The following is a 19,245-nucleotide window of genomic DNA, read 5'->3' on the forward strand; positions in this document are numbered from 1 at the left end:
GAACGTGGATGGCCGGGACAAGTCCGGTCAAGACGACGCTGCCGGGAAACGATCATGCTCACCGAAGCCAACACCTATGACGAACTCTACAGCAATTTCCGCTGGGAGATCCCGGCGCGCTTCAACCTGGCGGAGGCTTGCTGTGATCGCCACGCCGACGGCACCGGCCGGCTCGCGTTGGTCTATGTCGACGAGAACGGCGTCATCACGCGCACATCCTTCGACGAGGTCGCGGAGATGTCGCGCCGCTTCGCCAATGTGCTGAAGGCAGATGGTCTTGCCCGCGGCGACCTCGTCGCGGTGTTCCTGTCGCAGTCGCTGGAGCTGCCGATCGCGCACATGGCCGCGTTCCGTTCGGCGATGATCTCCGTTCCGCTGTTCGCGCTGTTCGGCGAAGACGCGCTGGAATTCCGTCTGTCGAACTCGCAGGCCAAGGCGATCGTCACCGACAAGGCGGGCTGGGAGAAGCTTTCGAAGATTCGCGACCGTCTGCCGGAGCTGAAGAATGTCTACATCGTTGCCGAACGAACGCCGACGGGCACGACATCGTTCTGGGATTCGGTCAAGGCGGCATCGCCCGACTTCACGCTGGTGGACACGTCTGCAGACGATCCCGCGCTGATCATCTACACCTCGGGCACGACAGGCAATCCGAAGGGCGCGCTGCACGCACACCGCGTCGTGCTCGGGCATCTCCCCAATGTCGAGATGTGCCACAACTTCCTGCCGCGCCCCGGCGATCTGATGTGGACGCCGGCGGATTGGGCCTGGATCGGTGGCCTCATCAACGGCCTGTTCGCGTTCTGGTATCACGGCATTCCCCTGGTCGGCCACCGCGCGCGAAAGTTTGAGCCGCAAGCGGCGATGCAGATGATGGCCGATCTCGGCGTGCGCAATGTCTTCCTGCCGCCGACCGCGCTGAAGCTGATGCGGCAGGCCGGCGTGACGCATTCCGGAGTCAAGCTGCGCAGCATCTTTACCGGCGGCGAGTCCCTCGGCGGCGAGCTGCTCGGCTGGGTGCGCGAGACTTTCGGCGTCGACGCGCACGAGGTGTTTGGCCAGACCGAATGCAATCTCGTGATCGGCAGCAACGCGAATCTGTTTCCGATCCGCCCCGGTTCGATGGGCAAGGCGACGCCGGGTTTCGATGTTCGCATCGTCAACGACAGAGGCGAGGAGCAGCCACGTGGCCAGCGCGGCATCATCGGCGTGCGCCAACCCTGTCCTTGCACGATGCTGGAATACTGGCGCAATCCGGAAGCGACGGCGAAGAAATATGCCGGCGAGTTCCTGCTCACCGGCGATCTCGGCGTGCAGGACGAGGACGGTTACTTCTGGTACGTGAGCCGCGAGGACGACGTCATCACCACCGCCGGTTATCGCGTCGGTCCGTCCGAGATCGAGCACACGCTGATGAAGCACCCGGCGGTGGCGATGGCGGCGGTGGTCGGCATTCCCGATCCGATCCGCACTGAATCGATCAAGGCCTGGATCGTGCTGCGCCCGGGCTTCTTCGCCGGCGACGCACTCGCGCGCGAGATCCAGGAGTTCGTCAAGGTGCAACTCGCCGCCCACGAATACCCGCGCTTCGTGGAGTTCGCGGAGACACTGCCGATGACCGCCACCGGAAAGGTGCTGCGGCGCGAGCTGCGAGCGCTCGGGTAGAGCACATCGTCATCTCACCGCTGCGGCGTCGACAGCGCGGATCGCAGCATCGCGGCGAGGTCTCGCCGCCGGAATGGCTTGGTCAGGATGCGGGCATCGCCGATCCCGTCGGGCGCCTTGACCGGATTTTGGCTGTAGCCGGAGGTGAAGAGCACCTTGAGCCCGGGCCGCAACTGGATTGCTTGCCTGGCAAGCTCCGGCCCGAACATGCCGCCGGGCATCACGACGTCGGTGAACAGCAGGTCGATGTCCGCGGACTGGCGCAACAAGTCGAGCGCCGCCGGGCCGCTTGCGGCCGTGATGACGCGGTAGCCGAGCGCCTTCAGCTCGCTTTCGACATAAGTCCGAACCATGTCGTCGTCCTCGACGACGAGAATGGTCTCGCTTCCTTCGCGCGTGACGATCCCTTCGGCGGGTGAGGCGTCCTCGTTTGGCGTTGCCGCCAGGCGGGGAAAGAACAGCCTGACGGTGCTGCCTTGTCTCGGTGCGGACTGCATCTGCACCAGCCCGCCGGACTGCCGAACAAACCCGTAGACCATGCTCAGGCCGAGCCCGGTCCCCTTGCCGACCTCCTTGGTGGTGAAGAACGGCTCGAACGCCCGGCTCGCCACCTCGGCGGTCATGCCGCTGCCGGTGTCGGTCACGGCCACCATGACATAGTCGCCCGGTCGCGGCTCGCCGTTGATGTCCAAGTCGGATTCACCGAGCGAGACGTTGCGCGCCTCGATGGTCAGCCTGCCGCCCAACTGCATGACATCGCGCGCGTTGAGCACGAGATTGAGCAGGGCCGTCGTCAGCTGGCCGGGATCGACGCTGGTCAACCCCACATCCGGTTCGAGCGCGAAGGCGCATTCGATGTGCTCGCCCAGCGGCCGGCGCAACAACGCCTCCATCTCCTGAATCTTCCCGCTAATGTCGATGTCTCGCGGCCTCAGGGGCTGCTTGCGCGCGAAGGCGAGCAGGCTCCGCGTCAGGTCGGAGCCGCGCTCGGCGGCTGTCGCGATGTCGCCGGCGATCCGGTGCAACTCCTTGTTCCCCGCCAGCCTGTCGGCAAGGTGTTCCGAATTGCCGAGAATGACGGTGAGGAGGTTGTTGAAGTCATGTGCCACCCCGCCGGTGAGCTGGCCCATGGCCTCCATTTTCTGGGATTGGCTGAGCTTCTGGTTGAGGTCCGCGATGGCCGCGCGTTGCTGCTCGAGCGACTCGGCGGTGCCATTGAGCAGGGTCATCAATCCCCCCAGTTCGCCGCGCGGATGGGGCGGGGGAATTCGTGCGCTGAGATCGCCGAGCCCGAGTCGCTTCGCCATGCTGGCGAGTCGCCCGACCTGGCGCCCGACGCTCACGGTCGCGAGGATCCATACGCCGGCCAGCAGCAGCAGCAAGGCCACCGCGAGGATCGCCATGTCCTCGTAGAGCCGGCGATTCGCCGCCGCGACCAGTCCGTCCTTGGAGCGTCCGACCAGGATGAAGAGGCCGGCATCACGGATCGAAGGCGAGTGGGCGACGGCCCAGACCTGCGTGCGGCCGTCGCGATCGGTCACTTCCTGAAATGCCTTTTGATCGGGAGCCGTCGCGAAGCGGAGCAGGTCGGATCCCGCAATCGACGCGCCCACGGGCGCGGTCCAGCCGGCTGTCGAGGGGGCGACGAGAACGGTGCCCTTGGCGTCGATGAGCAGGACATCCTTCTCGGCGAGCAGCCGCTTGTGGTGATACTCGGCGAATTTGCGCAGGTTGAACGAGGCGAGCAGCACCAGCTTCAGAGCGCCCGCCTCCGATCGCACCGGATATGCGATCTGGAGCACCGATATTCCGGTCAGCCGGCCGAATACCGGCTCAACCACGACGCTGCGCGAGACCAGGGCCTGCTTGAAATAGGCGCGATCCCTCAGATCGAGGGTGCGGTTGGTCCGCAGCGAGTCGCAGAACAGGCTGCCGTCCGGGTCGATGGTCAGGATTCCCGTGAACTGAGGGTATTCCTCGCGCACGTCCGATAGAAATGCCGAGCACGCCGCCTTGTCGCGCGTGTCGAGGTCGCGCGCGCGGGCCAGACCGTAGTGAAGCTGCGCGGTTCCTTGAATCTTCTCACTCAGATCGCTGGCAATGTCGTCGGCCGAGGCCGCGAGATTGGCCAGGGCGGCGTTGATTTCACTGCTCCGGTTCTGCACGAAACGGAGCCCGACGAGGCTCGCCGGCACCAGCATGGCCGCGATGACGAGTATCAGTAGCCGGGTACGCAAGCTCATCGGTCGGACGGTCCAATCTGGTCATCGCGCGCTCGTTCAAGGACCCAATTTGCGGCACCACCCTCCGCTCAGTCCATAGGCAACGGGCCGAAAAAGTCCTCGACGGGGAAAGATTTCGAGCTAGTTGCAGCACGGATGAGCTTCTCGAAAGGAGCGCCGCCGACGGCGCGATGGCTTTCCCGGGTCTGCGCCGGCGGCCTCGGGATACCGTCGTCCGGCCGTCAACTCCCGCGTGCGCGCCGGCCGCGGGGACGCTAAGATCGAGGTCATCCGCGTGCGACGGAGATCGCACCGGCTAAGGAGGAGGGAGCTGATGTCCATTTCGGGCAAGGTCGATCCGGTGGTGCGTCCCGTCGCGGCGACCGACATCGCCGAGGCGCTGGTCGAGGGCCTGCGTGATTTCCAGGCGCTGCCGCTTTACGGCCTTTGCTTCGGCGTGCTCTACGCCGCCGGCGGCATTGCCATCATGCTGTGCTTCACTGCGTTCGGCATGGTCTATCTGATCTATCCGCTGGCCGCCGGCTTCGCGCTGCTCGGGCCATTCGTGGCGATCGGGCTCTATGAAGTCAGCCGCCGTCGCGAGCGCGGCGAGCCCGTCTCGCCCGGCGCGATCTGGTCGGCCGTGCGCGCGCGCAGCGAGATCGGCTGGATGGCCTTCGTCACGCTGTTCGTCTTCGTGGTCTGGATGTACCAGGTGCGGCTTCTGATCGCGCTGCTGCTTGGCCTGCATGCCTCGTTCTCGAGCCTGCAGGAGTTCATGACGGTGGTGCTGACCACGAACGAGGGCTTGCTGTTCCTCGGCATCGGCAACGCGGTCGGCGCAGTGCTGTCGCTGATCCTGTTTTCGCTGACCGTGGTGTCGTTTCCGCTGCTGCTCGACCGCGAGGTCGATTTCGTCACGGCGATGGTGACAAGCGTGCGCGCGGTCGTCGCCAGCCCGCTGCCGATGATTGGCTGGGCCGCGGTGATCGTGATGGTCCTGATCGTCTCGGCGCTGCCGTATTTTCTGGGGCTGGTGGTGACGCTGCCCGTGCTCGGGCACGCGACCTGGCATCTTTATCGGCGGATCGTGGTGCCGGTGGCGTAACAGCGAGCCGGACGCAACGGCAGCGAGCTATTCGCCCGTTGCCAGCCGGCGCTCGCCTGATGAGGTCAGTTCGAGTTCACCGAGGCGCCTGATCGCATAACCGAGGTTGTTCAGCCGCTCGCCGTGCGCTTGCGGAATTTCGCCTTGCGCCTTGCCCTTGCCGATCTCGGCCAACGACGCAAATTCATCGGCGCTAAGCGTAACGCTGCTGTCTGTCATCAGGCAACCTCGTCGGTCCATACTTTGAAATTGAGCAGCTTATTCGGACCGAAGGTCTGGGTGATCGGGACGTCCGCGGCATCGCGTCCTTGCGCGATCAGCACGCGGCCGATCCGCGGCGTGTTGTTGCGGGGATCGAACATGTGCCAGCTTCCGCCGAGATAAGCCTCGAACCATCCGGCGAAATCTCCCACGGCCCAGGGCTTCGGCGTGCCGATGTCGCTGAGATAGCCGGTGCAGTAGCGCGCCGGGATGTTCATGCAGCGGCAGAACGCGATGGCAAGATGAGCATAGTCGCGGCACACACCCTTGCCTTCGTCGTAGACTTCCCGAGCCGTCTTGGTTGCGCGCGCGTGCTCATAGCCGAAGGCGATGTGACGATGAACGAAATCGCAGATGGCCTGGACCCGCGCCCAGCCGGGCGGCGTGTGCTCGAACAATTTCCATGCGATATCCGACAGGCGATCGGTCTCGCAGTAGCGACTGCCGAGCAGATAGACGAGCGTGTCGGTCGGCAGCGCCTCGACGGCGTGCTGAACTGCGTTCGGAAACGCCGGGTCGGGCAGGCCGCTGTCACTCACGACCCCATCGCCGGCAAGGCGAAAGGTGCCGGCCGGCGCTACGATGCGGCTGCACCAATTGCCGAAGAGGTCGCGATAGGGAGTGATCGGCACCGAGGGTCTGGTGGTCACCAGGTCGGGCACGATGACATCGGAGGCGCGGGTGAAGTGCGTGCCCAACACCATGATCATAGGCGTGGGCTGCGGGAATTCGTACAGCATCTCAAACCCGACGCGGAGCTTCATACGTTTTTCCCTTGGCTAAGCTCCCAACATGGCTACGAAGCGGCCGATCACAAGGCTTCGACGGCTTATTCGGTCGCGAACGGCAATTTGCGCTTCAAAAGCGCGGCACGGGCGAGAAAACGATAGCTAATTGCGGCGATTGCGCGCACGGTGCCGACAACGTCGGAAAGAACCTGTCGTCTCTGCGCATATGCAGCGCCACGACTGTTCGCGCGACGTGAAGCGCCTCATTCCCTCGCACTGGCGGAGCCGACTCATCGCGACGTCGCAACAGCGGTCGTTGCGTATATTGCCCGCTCCAGCGGTGAGGCGGACACGGCACGCCCGTGCCGCGGACGCCTGAAGGTTTCATCGCGATTCTATCATGAGATCGAACGCCAACCGAAAGCACCCGATGCAAACTCAACCGATGCAAGCTCTCTCGCCACGGCACGTCAAGACAGAAGAAGCGCTCCGGCTCGGCGTCGAGTCGGGCTGGTACGCGATCAAGGTCAGCGGGACCTTTGTCTCGGGCCCGCACGTTTCGGAAGCGGATTGCAGTCGCAAGATCGACGAAATCAATCCGCCGGTGAAGAAGAAGCGGTGACGGCGCAGGGTTCGTCCGCTACGGCGTCTTGATCCCCATCGCCCTCAACGCTTCCAGCATCTGCGCCGGCGGCGCCATCTTGATCTGCGGCGCCTTGCCCGTTTCCAGCAGGCTCTTCAGCCCCGACAGGATTGCGGGCCAGCCGGTGCGGCCGCCGGAAAGGATGTCGTCGCTGAGCGGGCGGTCGTGACGTTCGCTCATGGTGAGGCGGACGGCCTCGCCGGCTTGTTCGATCTCATAAGTGACAAGCGTGGTGCCGAGCTTCGCGACAAGGTCGGGCCAGTTGACGTTCCACGTCACCGTCAGCCTGTTCGGCGGATCGCATTCGAATACATCGCCCGAGATGTGTTCCGACCCGTCAGGCGCGCGCACGATGAATTTGCCGCCGAGTCTGGGCTCCATCTCAACCGCAAAGCCGGAAAAGTATTTGCGGCTGAACTCGGCGGAGGTCAGCGCCTCCCACACCTGCTCCGGCGTCGCGGCGATGTAAATCGTGTAGACGGTGAGCGGCTTGAACTGATCGAGGTTCATTTTGCATCAAATCCCTTGTTGAGGGCTGCGCGCGGAATGGCTAGCACTTTGCCCCGTTCCAGCAGGCTCTTGAGGCCGGACAGGATCGCCGGCCAGCCGTTGGAGACGGCGCCGAGATATTTGCCGCCTTTGACGAAGCCGTCATGCAGCACGGTCAAACGCACGAGCGAGCCGAACGGTTCGATGGTGAACACGACGCGCGAGATCGGTTCGCCGCGCAGCTCTTCGTATTTCTGGTGCTTGAAGCTGTAGGACAACCGCCGCGGCGGATCGGCTTCGAGGATTTCGCCGGAATCGGTGGTCTCGCCGTCCAGCAGCAGCGCGAAAGGGGAGCCGATTTTCCAATCGGACCCGACCTCGGCGCCGAACCAGTATTGCTTGGTGAACTCGCTCGACGTCAGCGCCTCCCACAGCCTCTCCGGAGTGGTCTCGATGTAGGTGACATAGACGAATTGCGGCTTACTCATCACGCTTCTCCAACTGGCGTTTCAACTCGCCGAGCGCGGCGAGCTTGCCGCGCTCGAATTTCTTGATCCAGCGCTCGCCGATCTGATGGATCGGAACCGGATTGAGATAGTGCAGCTTCTCGCGGCCGTGCCTGATGGTCGTGACCAGGTTGGCGTCTTCCAGAATGGCAAGGTGCTTGGTCACCGCCTGGCGCGTCATCGCGAGGCCTTCGCAGAGCTCGTTCAGCGTCTGGCCATTCCTGGTGTGAAGCCTGTCGAGCAGCGACCGTCGTGACGCATCGGCGAGCGCTTTGAAGACCTCATCCATGGCGACGATAATAGGCAACCAAATGGTTGCCTGTCAAGGCGGTGATGCATCGTGCGCGGCTCGTGTTCCTGCAGACACCGGAGATGAAGACGTGGGAGCTGCGGCGCTGGACGGACATTGAGTGTCATGCATTAATGCCCAAACCGCTCTCAGCGAGTCCTCCCCATGATGTCTCTGCAAGCCTATCTCGCCTTCCTTGCCGCCTGCATTGCGCTGGCGCTGCTGCCGGGGCCGATCGTCACTCTCGTCATCGCCAACGGGCTGCGCCACGGCACGCGTGCGGCGCTGACCAATGTGGCCGGTGCGCAGGCCGGCCTCGCCATCGTCATCGGCATCGTCGCGGTCGGCCTGACCTCGCTGATGGCGACCATGGGCTACTGGTTCGACTGGGTGCGCTTTGCCGGCGCCGCCTATCTGGTTTGGCTCGGCATCAAGCTGATCTGGGCGCCGGTCGAGGGCGTCAATGTCGACCAGCCGCCGGCGCCGCCGCGCGGCGGATTCTTCCTGCAAGGTTTCCTGGTGCTGCTGTCGAACCCGAAGGTGCTGGTGTTCTTCGGCGCCTTCATCCCGCAGTTCATGGACATGAATCGCGACCACTTCCCGCAGGTCGCGCTGCTGGGTGCAACCTTCATGGTCACTGCGGTGATGACGGACGCGCTCTACGCCATCGCCGCGGGGCGGGCCCGAAAGTTCTTTTCGGCTCGCCGCACCCGCATGATGTCGCGCATCTCCGGCGGGTTCATGATCGGCGGCGGCATCTGGCTGGCGCTGACCAGGGCAAAATAACCGCCATCGGGCTAGTCGATAAGCCTCTCTGCCCGCAGCTCCAGCTCGATCTCCGCAAAAATCCTCGCCAGCCGCTCGGCCCATTGTTGCTGGCCGGACTGGTCCGCGATCAGATCCTGGCGGATCTCGATGCCGGTGTTGACGAGGCCGCGGGCTTCGCCGTGGACGGGGATGGTGTAGTCGGTGAGGTCGTTGACCGCGTAGGGCTCGTTGTCGCCGACGACGAGATCGCTCTCTCTGCTCAGATGTCTGAGCAACAGCTGCGGCAGCACGGTGTCGCGATTGTAGAGCGCGCCGATGTGCCAGGGGCGCGCGACGCCGGCGTAAACGGGGGTGAAGCTGTGCAGCGATACCAGCACTGTCGGCCGCTTGTCGTGCACGCGGCGGCCGATCGCGGCCTCGATACGGCGGTGGTAGGGCTCGAAGATCTCGCGCCGGCGCGCTATGCGCTCCTGCTCCGAAATTCCCTCGTTGCGCGGGATCGCGGTTGCTTCGGAAATAAGGGGGATAGAGCTCACGGCGCCGGGCGGGCGGTTGCAGTCGATCACCAGCCGCGAATAGCGCTGGGCGATCAGATGTGCGCCCAGCATCTCTGCGAGCCGGTCGGCGACCCCCGCAATGCCGATGTCCCAGGCGATATGCCGCGTCAGCTCGCCTCCCGCGACGCCGAGATCGCCGAGCGCACGCGGCAGGACCCGTCCGTAGTGGTCCGAGGTGAGCAGAAAAGGCGATGTCCCTTGCGCATTCACCTCGTGCACTGGGGGGACGTCACCCTCGCTGAGGAGTTGATTGGTCGCCTCGATTGTGTCTAAAGCCATCCTGATTGCCTAATGAAACAGCAGTCACCCCGAAGAATCGGGCGGGATTGCTATAGATTGGTCCGCCCGACCTCACCATGATTGCCTGACGATGCCGCTGCTGACGATTCATCACAAGACCGAATATCGCTACACCCGCCCGGTGGCGTTCGGCGAACACAGGATCATGCTGCGTCCGCGCGACGGGCATGATCTGCGCGTGCTCGACTCCAGGCTCGAGATCTCGCCCGAGCCGATGTCGCTGCACTGGATCCACGACGTGTTCGGCAATTCCGTCGCGATCGCGAATTTCGACGAGCGCGCGGACACGCTGGTCTTCGATTGGCACGTCACCGTCGAGCACAATCCGGTCGAGGAGTTCGCGCTGACGCCGGACGACTCGGCCTATTTCTATCCGTTCGCGTATGATGACGAGGAATTTCCCGACCTCGTCCACTACATCACGCCGCAATACACCGATCCCGACGGCGAGATCGCGGAATGGGCGCGCGGCTTTCTCGACGAGGACGCGCCGACGCCGACCTTCAAGATCCTGAGCGGCATGACCCACGGCATCCGCGAGCGGTTCAAGTACCGCAAGCGCCACGAGCTGGGCACGCAGCATCCGCTCGACACCTTGCAGTCCGGTAGCGGAACCTGCCGCGACTACGCGCTGTTCATGATCGAGGCGCTGCGCCATCTTGGCATCGCCGCACGATTCGTCTCCGGCTACATCTTCCTGCCGGAGGATATCGAGCAGCGCCATGTCGGCGGTGGTTCGACGCATGCCTGGGTGCAGGTCTACCTGCCGAGCGCGGGCTGGATTGAATTCGATCCGACCAACGGCATCGTCGGCACCCGCGACCTCATCCGCGTCGCGGTCGCACGCGATCCGCGCCAGGCGATCCCGCTGCACGGCGTCTATATCGGCGCTGCGGGCGCGTTCGACGCCATGGACGTCACCATCAGGGTGGTGTCGGACGAGCAGCGCAGCGGTGAGAAACTCGAGGCTGAGGCTTCGTAGATCTGCTGCGATTTGCACGCTGCCGATTGACGGTTATAGAAGGCAATGACCTCCGATCGTCTTTTCGTCTACGGCACGCTGATGCGCGGCTTCGACCATCCGATGGCGCGGTTGCTTGCGGGCCATGCGGATTTTCTGGGTGAAGCGACCTGCCGCGGCCGGCTCGTTCTGGTGAAGCATTATCCGGGGCTGCTGCTCTCCGATGTGCCGTCCGACCGCGTCCACGGCGAACTCTTTCACCTGGGCGTGCCCGACGAGCTGTTGCGCGAGCTCGACATGTACGAGGCCTGCGGCGAGGGCTTTCCGGCGCCGACCGAATATCTGCGCCAGCTGGTCGACGTAACAGGCCCGGACGGCGCGACGGCACCGGCCTGGACCTACATCTACAACTGGCCCGTCACCGATCTGCCGCGCATCGAATCCGGCCGCTTCCTCGATCACTAGGCCGACAGCACTTCCTTCACCGCGCGGACGTCGACCTCGCGCTCGACATAGGTCCACTCCTCCGTCCGCCTCAGCATCGCAACCAGCTCCTCGAACAGCGAGGCGTGCGCGGGCGCGAATTCGAACCAGGTCAGGAAATCGAAAGGCCCGCCGAGGTCGCGGCAATGATAGAGCTGGCGCGCGATCGCAGGCAGGAAGCGCAGGCTGCTCGCGATGTGGTGCGACTTGTCCTCGAAGATCCTGCGGCGCTCTTCCTGGGTCAGATCCCACCAGGCCTGCGACTTGCGGATCGGGATCAGCGCCGCGCTGGTCGCTTCCAGCCGGCCGAGGCCGGCCTGCACGGCCGCGAGCTGCTGCTTCTCGGCGCTCTCGGTGTAGCGCAAGTTGCTCGCGGCGCCGACCAGCCGCCAGGCATTGCGCGAGGGCACCAGGGGCAATGCGATGGCCTCGCTATCGGTGACCGACAGCGCCGGCATGAAGGGGAGGGGTTCGCCCGTCACAGGCGAAATCGAGGTGATGCGCCAACCCCCACTCTGGCCGCCTCGGAAGGTCCTGAACATCGCCCATGGAAGCGTGGAACCGAGGCGGGTTCAAGGCCTCTGGCAGTCGGGCTCACACTCCGTGGGCCCCGGGATGACCGAAGGGCTGTGAACAGCGCGTATAAGCCTGACAAACCTGACTTCTGGACGGGCCGTCCCTATATCCCTGATCCCTTCGCCCGACTCACACGGTTTCGCGTTACACAGAGCCCATGCGCTTCACGCCCCAATTCCTCGACGAGCTGCGTGCCAGGCTTTCGGTCTCCGAAGTCGTGGGCAAGCGCGTCAAGCTGAAGAAGGCGGGGCGGGAGTGGAAGGGGCTGTCGCCGTTCCAGCAGGAAAAGACGCCGTCCTTCTACGTCAACGACCAGAAGGGCTTTTACCACGACTTCTCCTCGGGCAAGCACGGCGACATCATCAGCTTCATGATGGAGACCGACGGCCTGCCGTTCGCGGAGGCCGTGGAGCGACTCGCCAATATGGCGGGCCTGCCGCTGCCGGCGGTGACGCCGGATGCGGCGCGTCAGGAGCAGCGGCGCCGCTCGCTGCACGACGTGATGGATCTCGCGGCCAAGTTCTTTGCCGAGACGCTGGCCTCGCGCGTCGGCGCCAAGGCGCGGGGCTATCTCGCCGACCGTGCGATCTCGCCGGCGACGCAATTGCAGTTTCGGCTGGGCTATGCGCCACCAGATCGTTTCGCGCTGAAAGAGCATCTCGGTAAGCTCGGCGTCTCCGTCGACGACATGGTCGAGACCGGCATGCTGGTGGCCGGCAACGACATCCCCGTGCCCTATGACCGCTTCCGCGACCGCGTGATGTTTCCGATCACGGATTTGCGCGGCCGCGTCATCGCCTTCGGCGGGCGCGCGCTCGAGAAGGACGTTCCGGCCAAGTACCTGAACTCGCCGGAGACGCCGCTCTTCCACAAGGGGGACAATCTCTACAACCACCAGACCGCGCGCAAAGCCACCCATGACGGGAGCGCCCTCATCGTGGTCGAGGGCTATGTCGACGTCATCGCCATGGTCACCGCGGGCTTTGCCGGAAGCGTGGCGCCGCTCGGCACCGCGCTTACCGAAAACCAGCTCGCGCTGCTCTGGAAGATGGCGGACGAGCCGATCCTCTGCTTCGACGGCGACCGCGCCGGCCAGAAGGCGGCTTATCGTGCCGCGGACCTCGCCTTGCCGTTCCTCGCACCCGGCAAGAGTCTTCGTTTTGCGCTGCTGCCGGAAGGGCAGGACCCCGACGATCTCGTGCGCTCCGGCGGTCGCGGCGCGATCGAGGAGGTGATCGCGGCGGCGCGTCCGCTCGCCGAGATGATCTGGTCGCGCGAGCTCGAAGGCGGCAATTTCGCCACGCCCGAGCGCCGCGCCGCGCTGGAGGCGCGCATCAAGGAGCTTTCCAACGGCATCCGCGACGAGGTGGTGCGGCGCTATTATCGGCAGGATCTTGCCGAGCGGCTTCAGCGTGCCTTTGCTCCCGAAGGCGGGCGCGGCGGCTTTGGCGGCGGCCGTGGCAATTTCCGCCCCGGTCCCGGCCGTCAGTTCCAGCCCCGCGGTGGGGGAGGCGCGAATCGATTCGGCGGCCAGGGATTTGGCCAGGGATTTGGTGGCCGCCGCGGCCCGCCCGGTCCGATCCAGCTGCCCTCCGGGCCCTACCAGGCGGCGAGCGCGCAGCTCGCGGCAAGCCCGATCATGCGCGGCCAGCGCAGCGCCATCTCCCGCCGCGAGGCCCTGATCCTGCAGATCCTGATCAACCACCCCTGGCTGCTGCACGATCACCTCGAGGAAGTCGCGGCCCTGGAGCTCGCCCATCCCGAGGTCCATAAGCTCAGGGCCGGCATCATCGCCGCTTTTGCCAACGACCATCACCATTCGCCGGACCCCGGCGAGCTGGCCGAGAAGATGCGCAGCGACCTCGAGAAGGGCGGATTTTCGCAGGCTCTTCAAAGGGTTGAGGGCGGCATCACGACGGCGGCGGTGTGGGGCGCCCGCGAGGGCGCCGCACGGGACGACGTTCTCTCCACCTGGCATCAGCTGGTCGCCTTGCATCGGCAGTACCATTCACTACTTAGAGAGCTGAAAGACGCCGAGCTGGCCTTGGGGGAGGATCCCAGCGAGGCGAACATGGCGTGGCTGCGCGACGTCAAGGCTCGGATAGGCGAAGTCGACGGCACCGAGGCCCTGATCGAGGGTTTTGGCGAGCTGTCAGGCCGGTTCCAGAAGAGCGTGTGATGAAAGAATCATGCGGACGGCCGAGGCCTGAACCGCTAAAAGACTCGCCAAATCCGAGGTTTGGCGGCAAAAACAGGGTTAATCGAGGCTTAACGGTCTTGTAGCACTTTGGCCACCAGGCGGCCGCAGGCAGAACAGACGCGTCAGGAATGAATCCGCGCAATTGCTGTTGGCACTACACCTGCATCCGCTGCGACAAAGAGGCTCTACGAAGCGTTAGGCAAATCCGGCGAGTGAAAGGTCGGGGGTGGCGACAAGAGGTCCGCGCCGCCCTTTCCGTGTCGAGATCTGACGAAGCGAGAGCATCGAGCAACAGGTTCAAGTGATTTCACGCGGGCGCGGCGAACGTCTGTGTGAAACGCGTTTAGGAGCAATGGATGGCCACCAAGGCAAAGACGCTGCAGGCGAAGGACAAGGAAAAAGACGACAAGGCAGCGGACGCGCCGGAGAAGGACTCCCAGGACGCGCCCTCGCCGTTGCTCGATCTGTCCGACGCGGCCGTGAAGAAGATGATCAAGCAGGCCAAAAAGCGCGGCTTCGTGACCTTCGATCAGCTCAACGAAGTTTTGCCGTCCGACCAGACCTCTCCCGAGCAGATCGAGGACATCATGTCCATGCTCTCGGACATGGGCATCAACGTCACCGAAGCCGACGATAGCGAAGGCGAGGAGGACAAGGACGAGGGCGGCGAGGACGAGACCGACAACGAGCTCGTCGAAGTCACCCAGAAGGCCGTCACCGAGGTCAAGAAGAGCGAGCCGGGCGAGCGCACCGACGATCCCGTGCGCATGTATCTGCGCGAGATGGGCACCGTCGAGCTGCTGTCGCGCGAAGGCGAAATCGCGATTGCCAAGCGCATCGAGGCCGGCCGCGAGGCGATGATCGCAGGGCTGTGCGAAAGCCCGCTGACCTTCCAGGCTATCATCATCTGGCGCGACGAGCTCAACGAAGGAAAGATCTTCCTTCGTGACATCATCGATCTCGAAGCCACCTATGCCGGGCCCGATGCCAAGGCCGGCATGAACAATGCGATGATCGCCGGTCCGAACGGCGAGACCGGTGAAGCGACGGCCGAAGGCAGCCAGGCCACCGGTGCCGCGCCCGCGCATGTCGCCCCGCCCGCCGCACCGCCGGCGCCGACCCCGTTCCGCGCCGCGCCTGCGCCCGGCAATGCCGGCGACGCCGCGAAGGATCCGGCGGAGTCCGCCGCCGAAGCCGACATGGACGAGGACGACGAGTTCGAGAACCAGATGTCGCTTGCGGCGATCGAGGCCGAGCTCAAGCCGAAGGTCGTCGAGATCTTCGACAAGATCGCCGACAGCTACAAGAAGCTGCGCAAGCTGCAAGAGCAGGACATCCAGAACCAGCTCGAGAGCACCTCGCACGGCCCTTCGCTCTCGCCGCACCAGGAGCGCAAATACCGCAAGCTCAAGGACGAGATCATCGTCGAGGTGAAGTCGCTGCGCCTGAACCAGGCGCGTATCGACTCGCTGGTCGAGCAGCTCTACGACATCAACAAGCGCCTCGTCTCGCATGAGGGCCGCCTGATGCGCCTTGCCGACAGCCACGGCGTCGCGCGCGAGGACTTCCTGCGCAACTACACCGGCTCGGAGCTCGATCCGCGCTGGCTCAACCGTGTCTCGAAGCTGTCGGCCAAGGGCTGGAAGAACTTCGTCCATCACGAGAAGGACCGCATCAAGGACCTCCGCCACGAGGTGCATCAGCTCGCGGCGCTGACCGGCTTGGAGATCATCGAGTTCCGCAAGATCGTGCACTCGGTGCAGAAGGGCGAGCGCGAAGCCCGCCAAGCCAAGAAGGAGATGGTGGAAGCCAACCTCCGTCTCGTGATCTCGATCGCCAAGAAATACACCAACCGCGGCCTGCAATTCCTCGACCTGATCCAGGAAGGCAACATCGGCCTGATGAAGGCGGTCGACAAGTTCGAGTACCGCCGCGGCTACAAGTTCTCGACCTACGCCACGTGGTGGATCCGGCAGGCGATCACCCGCTCGATCGCCGACCAGGCGCGCACCATCCGCATCCCCGTGCACATGATCGAGACGATCAACAAGATCGTGCGCACCTCGCGCCAGATGCTCAACGAGATCGGACGCGAGCCGACCCCTGAGGAATTGGCCGAAAAGCTCGGCATGCCGCTGGAGAAAGTGCGAAAAGTCCTCAAGATTGCCAAGGAGCCGCTCTCGCTGGAGACGCCCGTCGGTGACGAGGAGGATTCCCACCTCGGCGATTTCATCGAGGACAAGAACGCGATCCTGCCGATCGACGCAGCGATCCAGTCCAACCTGCGCGAAACCACCACGCGCGTGCTGGCCTCGCTCACCCCGCGCGAAGAACGCGTGCTGCGCATGCGCTTCGGCATCGGCATGAACACCGACCACACGCTGGAAGAAGTCGGCCAGCAGTTCTCGGTGACGAGAGAGCGTATTCGCCAGATCGAGGCGAAGGCCCTGCGCAAGCTGAAGCATCCGTCGCGGTCGCGGAAGCTGCGGAGCTTCTTGGACAATTGATCGCGAACATCGATTCAAAGCAAAACGGCGGGCCAAGGCCCGCCGTTTTTGTTTTAGCTTCCGCTCTCGCCCCGTCATTGCGAGCGAAGCGAAGCAACTGTCATTGCGAGCGAAGCGAAGCAATCCATCGCGCAGCATGTGGAGACGTGGATTGCTTCGCTTCCCTCGCAATGGCGGGGATGGGGCTGAACCTACTTCTTCTTCGCGCCGACCCGCTCGAGGTTCTTGATCTCCAGCGCCGGACGGCCGGATTTTTCGGCGATCTCGCGGTCCTGCTCCATGATGTAGGCGCGGGCCGGCTCGTCGCCGTCGAGGCCGCCGAGCAATTCCGCGGGGACGCGCCGGTTGGAGCGTTGGGAGCCGTCTTCATAGAAGACGTTGAAAAAGGCGAATTCGCCCTTGGGATTGGTTCCGGGTTTTTTGGCCATGGCCGGCTTTTCGTCGATCAGGGGGCCATAGTCAAATGACTTTGGCAGGCTTCCGGAGGCCGGTGCCCGGCCCTGCAGCGGCAGAACCGCCTGCGATCGATCGACGAACCCATTTGCGAGGCGCCTGGCTGTCGGGTGGAACGTCCAGCGCTTCGTAAAACCCGATGCGCTCCTTCGAGGAGACCCTTGTCTCACCCTTGCCTCAACAAACGGCGGGCCGCGAAGCCCGCCGTTTATTTTGGTCTTCAGTGTCGCCCGGGGCTGGCGGGGCGACAACCTAGAATAGAAGTTTATAACCGGCGCCATGCCGTGGCAAGGCAAATCGTGGGCGCTGCGATGTCGTAGCGAACGCATCAGATATGCAGCGGTCGCGACATCGCGTTTCGATCAGCGCCAAAGCAATTGCTTGGATGGCCAAATCACTTTGTTCGTATTTCCTGCTCTCGCAAAGAGACCGGCGCGCGCCTTGTTAGAAAACGCGTTTGCCTGCAGGTATTTCCGCGTGCAGAAGTTGCGCTGACTAACATATGTTAATCCGTTTTCGCCTTCACATTGTTCCCATCATGCTGCGCGCGCAGCATGCACCAATCTCACGGCGCCACCAGCTCCACGCGCCGATTGAGCGCGCGGCCGGTGTCCGTTGCATTCGGGCCGACCGGCGCCAGCAATCCAACGCCGGCTGTGCGCAATCGCGTCGGCGCGATGCGAAAGTTCTTCACCAGCTCGGCTGCGACGGCTTCGGCGCGGCGCTTCGACAGGTCGAGATTGTACTCATAGGCGCCTTGGCTGTCGGTGTGGCCGACGATGAAGACGTTGAGCTGCGGCTGGTTCGTCAGCAGCTTTGCGATCTGCTCCAGCGTCGGGCGGCTTTCCGGTTTGAGCACGGCCTTGTCGGTGTCGAAATAGATGCCGTAGAGCGCGATGTGGCCGGTCTCGCCAAGCCCTTTCGCCATTGCGGCGGCATCCACCATCTTGTTCGCGATGGCGCCGAGCTCGGCGACGGTGACCTGCGCCGTGATGTCCTGATTGTTCTGGCTTACCAGGACGCTGGCAAAGGTCTCGCGCCCGCCCTCGGTCTTGCGGCCGGCGTAGTAACGATAGTTGAAACCATCGACCCACATCTGCGGGACCGGCAGCGTGTCGATGGCCTCAGTAAAGGGAATGGCGCCGCACGCATCGGTGTCGCAGGCGAGCAGGGTCTCGAAACCGGCTTTGGCAAGCTGCGTCTCGAAATTGCGCGACACTTCCAGGATCGAGGGGCCGGGATTGGTGCGATAGGCGATGCGAAAGACGCGTCCCTCGAGCCGCCGGGCGTCGACGGGCTGGCCGTCCCTGAAGGCCGCCGCCTGCATCCGCACCGCGTCAAAATCCTTCATCACATAGCCGGTGATGACGCTGCCGGCGAACCGGCCGATGCCGGGATAGTCGCGGCTGCCGGCGACATCGCGCGTCTGCGCGGAAGCGGCAGTCAGGGTGAGGGAGAGCAAGGCGAGGGCGGCGAGAATCCGGCGCGACATGGACATGAGCATGGAGATCCGCATAGGCATGGTCATCTCGATCGGTTGGGGAGGGGGCGAGCGCATTTGATTTGTCGCAGGCAGGCAGCGATCGGTTCTGGCGAGGATTTGCCGCTTTGACGCGAATCCGGTTCCCGGGCATGATCGCGCGCTGCTCTCCCGCCCATTCCCTGTAGGATTCATCCGAATGTCGAAATACGCCTTGGCCATCGCCTTCATCGCCTGTCTGGCCGGCGGATCGGCGCAAGCCGCGCGCTGCGGCGGCGACTTCAACAGCTTTGTCGCCAGCATGGCCGCGGAAGCGCAAGCTGCCGGCGTCTCGGCGAGCGTGACCAGCGCGGCGCTCAGCGGTGTGCAGCAGGATGGCGCGGTGCTCGCCTTCGACCGGCGCCAGCGCTACACCTTCAACAAGAGTTTTGAGCAGTATGTTTCGACCCGCGTCGGCCCCGGCCGCATCAATGGCGGCAAGGCGCTGTTGCAGCGCCATGCCGCGCTGCTGTCGCGCATCGAGCAGCAGTTCGGCGTGCCCCGCCATATCCTGGTCGCGATCTGGGGGCTGGAGAGCGATTTCGGCAAGGGCGACATCGGCAAGCTGCCGGTGGTCCGCACGCTGGCGACGCTGGCGCATGACTGCCGCCGCACCGAGCTATTCCAGGGCGAGCTGCTTGCGGCGCTGAAGATCGTGCAGCGCGGTGACCTGCCGCTGCGCGACCTGATCGGCGCCTATGCCGGCGAGATCGGCCAGACCCAGTTCCTGCCGTCCTCCTACATCAAATACGGCGTCGATTTCGACGGCGACGGCCACGTCGATCTCCGCCACAGCGTTCCCGACGTGCTCGCCTCCACCGCGAACCTGCTTCACACCAGCGGCTTCAAGATGGGCCAGCCCTACGGCGAAGGCACCGCAAATTTCGAGGCCATGCGCGAATGGAATAGAGCGGTGATCTATCGCAAGACGATCGGGTATTTTGCCGATCGGCTGGCGGGGCAGTGAGGGGGAGCTAACCACAGTCGTCATTGCGAGCGCAGCGAAGCAA

Annotated in this window: 19 protein-coding genes; 9 read left to right on the forward strand and 10 right to left on the reverse strand. The window is 64.2% G+C overall.

What is annotated here, in order from left to right:
• The first annotated feature begins 54 nt into the window (after positions 1–54).
• Positions 55–1,665: an acyl-CoA synthetase gene (locus tag IVB47_RS27410; RefSeq protein WP_247465918.1), complete on the forward strand. Its 1,611-nt coding sequence runs from the start codon at positions 55–57 to the stop codon at positions 1,663–1,665.
• Positions 1,666–1,679: 14 nt separating this feature from the next.
• Here IVB47_RS27410 and IVB47_RS27415 read toward each other — a convergent pair whose 3' ends face one another.
• Complete coding sequence (locus tag IVB47_RS27415) at positions 1,680–3,908, reverse strand: ATP-binding protein (protein WP_247282513.1); 2,229 nt, start codon at positions 3,906–3,908, stop codon at positions 1,680–1,682.
• 313 nt (positions 3,909–4,221) lie between these two features.
• On the opposite strand from IVB47_RS27415, the gene IVB47_RS27420 reads away from it, so the two are divergent.
• Positions 4,222–4,995, forward strand: a complete 774-nt coding sequence (locus IVB47_RS27420; RefSeq protein ID WP_247282512.1) for a DUF2189 domain-containing protein — start codon at positions 4,222–4,224, stop codon at positions 4,993–4,995.
• A gap of 27 nt (positions 4,996–5,022) precedes the next feature.
• Here the strand turns inward: IVB47_RS27420 and IVB47_RS27425 are convergent, their stop codons facing one another.
• Together IVB47_RS27425 and IVB47_RS27430 are read right to left on the reverse strand one after the other, a co-directional pair.
• A complete protein-coding gene (locus IVB47_RS27425; RefSeq protein WP_247465920.1) occupies positions 5,023–5,169 on the reverse strand; it encodes a hypothetical protein in 147 nt (48 codons plus the stop codon).
• 44 nt (positions 5,170–5,213) lie between these two features.
• Positions 5,214–6,020 (reverse strand): transglutaminase family protein, encoded by an 807-nt coding sequence (locus tag IVB47_RS27430; protein ID WP_027565307.1) that lies wholly within the window; start codon positions 6,018–6,020, stop codon positions 5,214–5,216.
• A 409-nt stretch (positions 6,021–6,429) separates the two neighbouring features.
• Here IVB47_RS27430 and IVB47_RS27435 point away from each other — a divergent pair, with 409 nt between their 5' ends.
• Positions 6,430–6,606 (forward strand): hypothetical protein, encoded by a 177-nt coding sequence (locus IVB47_RS27435; RefSeq protein WP_197031093.1) that lies wholly within the window; start codon positions 6,430–6,432, stop codon positions 6,604–6,606.
• An 18-nt stretch (positions 6,607–6,624) separates the two neighbouring features.
• Here the strand turns inward: IVB47_RS27435 and IVB47_RS27440 are convergent, their stop codons facing one another.
• Genes IVB47_RS27440 through IVB47_RS27450 form a run of 3 tightly spaced genes read right to left on the reverse strand, consistent with a single transcriptional unit; the run spans position 6,625 to position 7,911 of the window.
• Positions 6,625–7,137, reverse strand: a complete 513-nt coding sequence (locus IVB47_RS27440) for an SRPBCC family protein (RefSeq protein WP_247465922.1) — start codon at positions 7,135–7,137, stop codon at positions 6,625–6,627.
• Entirely contained in the window at positions 7,134–7,604 is a 471-nt protein-coding gene (locus tag IVB47_RS27445; RefSeq protein ID WP_247465924.1) for an SRPBCC family protein, read from the reverse strand. The genes IVB47_RS27440 and IVB47_RS27445 overlap by 4 nt, the downstream gene beginning before the upstream one ends.
• Positions 7,597–7,911 carry a metalloregulator ArsR/SmtB family transcription factor gene (locus tag IVB47_RS27450; RefSeq protein WP_219683740.1) on the reverse strand — a complete coding sequence of 105 codons (315 nt, stop codon included), beginning with the start codon at positions 7,909–7,911 and terminating at the stop codon, positions 7,597–7,599. Before IVB47_RS27450 ends, IVB47_RS27445 begins: the two co-directional genes overlap by 8 nt.
• A gap of 165 nt (positions 7,912–8,076) precedes the next feature.
• Here IVB47_RS27450 and IVB47_RS27455 point away from each other — a divergent pair, with 165 nt between their 5' ends.
• Positions 8,077–8,697, forward strand: a complete 621-nt coding sequence (locus tag IVB47_RS27455) for a LysE family translocator (RefSeq protein WP_081747781.1) — start codon at positions 8,077–8,079, stop codon at positions 8,695–8,697.
• 11 nt (positions 8,698–8,708) lie between these two features.
• Here the strand turns inward: IVB47_RS27455 and IVB47_RS27460 are convergent, their stop codons facing one another.
• Entirely contained in the window at positions 8,709–9,515 is an 807-nt protein-coding gene (locus IVB47_RS27460) for an N-formylglutamate amidohydrolase (RefSeq protein ID WP_247465926.1), read from the reverse strand.
• A 91-nt stretch (positions 9,516–9,606) separates the two neighbouring features.
• Here IVB47_RS27460 and IVB47_RS27465 point away from each other — a divergent pair, with 91 nt between their 5' ends.
• Together IVB47_RS27465 and IVB47_RS27470 are read left to right on the forward strand one after the other, a co-directional pair.
• Entirely contained in the window at positions 9,607–10,518 is a 912-nt protein-coding gene (locus IVB47_RS27465; RefSeq protein WP_247282505.1) for a transglutaminase family protein, read from the forward strand.
• Between the two features lie 45 nt (positions 10,519–10,563).
• Entirely contained in the window at positions 10,564–10,962 is a 399-nt protein-coding gene (locus tag IVB47_RS27470; RefSeq protein ID WP_027565300.1) for a gamma-glutamylcyclotransferase family protein, read from the forward strand.
• Here the strand turns inward: IVB47_RS27470 and IVB47_RS27475 are convergent.
• Entirely contained in the window at positions 10,959–11,522 is a 564-nt protein-coding gene (locus IVB47_RS27475; protein WP_247465928.1) for a chlorite dismutase family protein, read from the reverse strand. The two genes, IVB47_RS27470 and IVB47_RS27475, sit on opposite strands and share 4 nt — an antisense overlap.
• Before the next feature lie 191 nt (positions 11,523–11,713).
• On the opposite strand from IVB47_RS27475, the gene dnaG reads away from it, so the two are divergent.
• The gene (gene dnaG / locus IVB47_RS27480; RefSeq protein WP_247465930.1) at positions 11,714–13,735 is read left to right on the forward strand and encodes a DNA primase; all 2,022 of its coding nucleotides are present in this window, start codon (positions 11,714–11,716) and stop codon (positions 13,733–13,735) included.
• A gap of 377 nt (positions 13,736–14,112) precedes the next feature.
• Complete coding sequence (gene rpoD, locus IVB47_RS27485) at positions 14,113–16,263, forward strand: RNA polymerase sigma factor RpoD (protein WP_027565297.1); 2,151 nt, start codon at positions 14,113–14,115, stop codon at positions 16,261–16,263.
• A 191-nt stretch (positions 16,264–16,454) separates the two neighbouring features.
• On the opposite strand, the gene IVB47_RS27490 is transcribed toward rpoD, so the two are convergent.
• Both IVB47_RS27490 and IVB47_RS27495 read right to left on the reverse strand, forming a co-directional pair.
• Positions 16,455–16,691, reverse strand: coding sequence for a hypothetical protein (locus IVB47_RS27490; RefSeq protein ID WP_007614643.1), 237 nt, complete (start codon positions 16,689–16,691; stop codon positions 16,455–16,457).
• Between the two features lie 590 nt (positions 16,692–17,281).
• On the reverse strand, positions 17,282–18,220 hold the full coding sequence (locus IVB47_RS27495) for an OmpA family protein (RefSeq protein WP_247465933.1): 939 nt from the start codon (positions 18,218–18,220) through the stop codon (positions 17,282–17,284).
• 175 nt (positions 18,221–18,395) lie between these two features.
• Between IVB47_RS27495 and IVB47_RS27500 the strand changes: the two genes are divergently transcribed.
• Positions 18,396–19,202: a lytic murein transglycosylase gene (locus tag IVB47_RS27500; RefSeq protein WP_247428563.1), complete on the forward strand. Its 807-nt coding sequence runs from the start codon at positions 18,396–18,398 to the stop codon at positions 19,200–19,202.
• Positions 19,203–19,245: the final 43 nt, after the last annotated feature.

Origin of the sequence: Bradyrhizobium sp. 62 (assembly GCF_023073035.1) — a bacterium.
Taxonomy (GTDB): Bacteria; Pseudomonadota; Alphaproteobacteria; order Rhizobiales; family Xanthobacteraceae; genus Bradyrhizobium.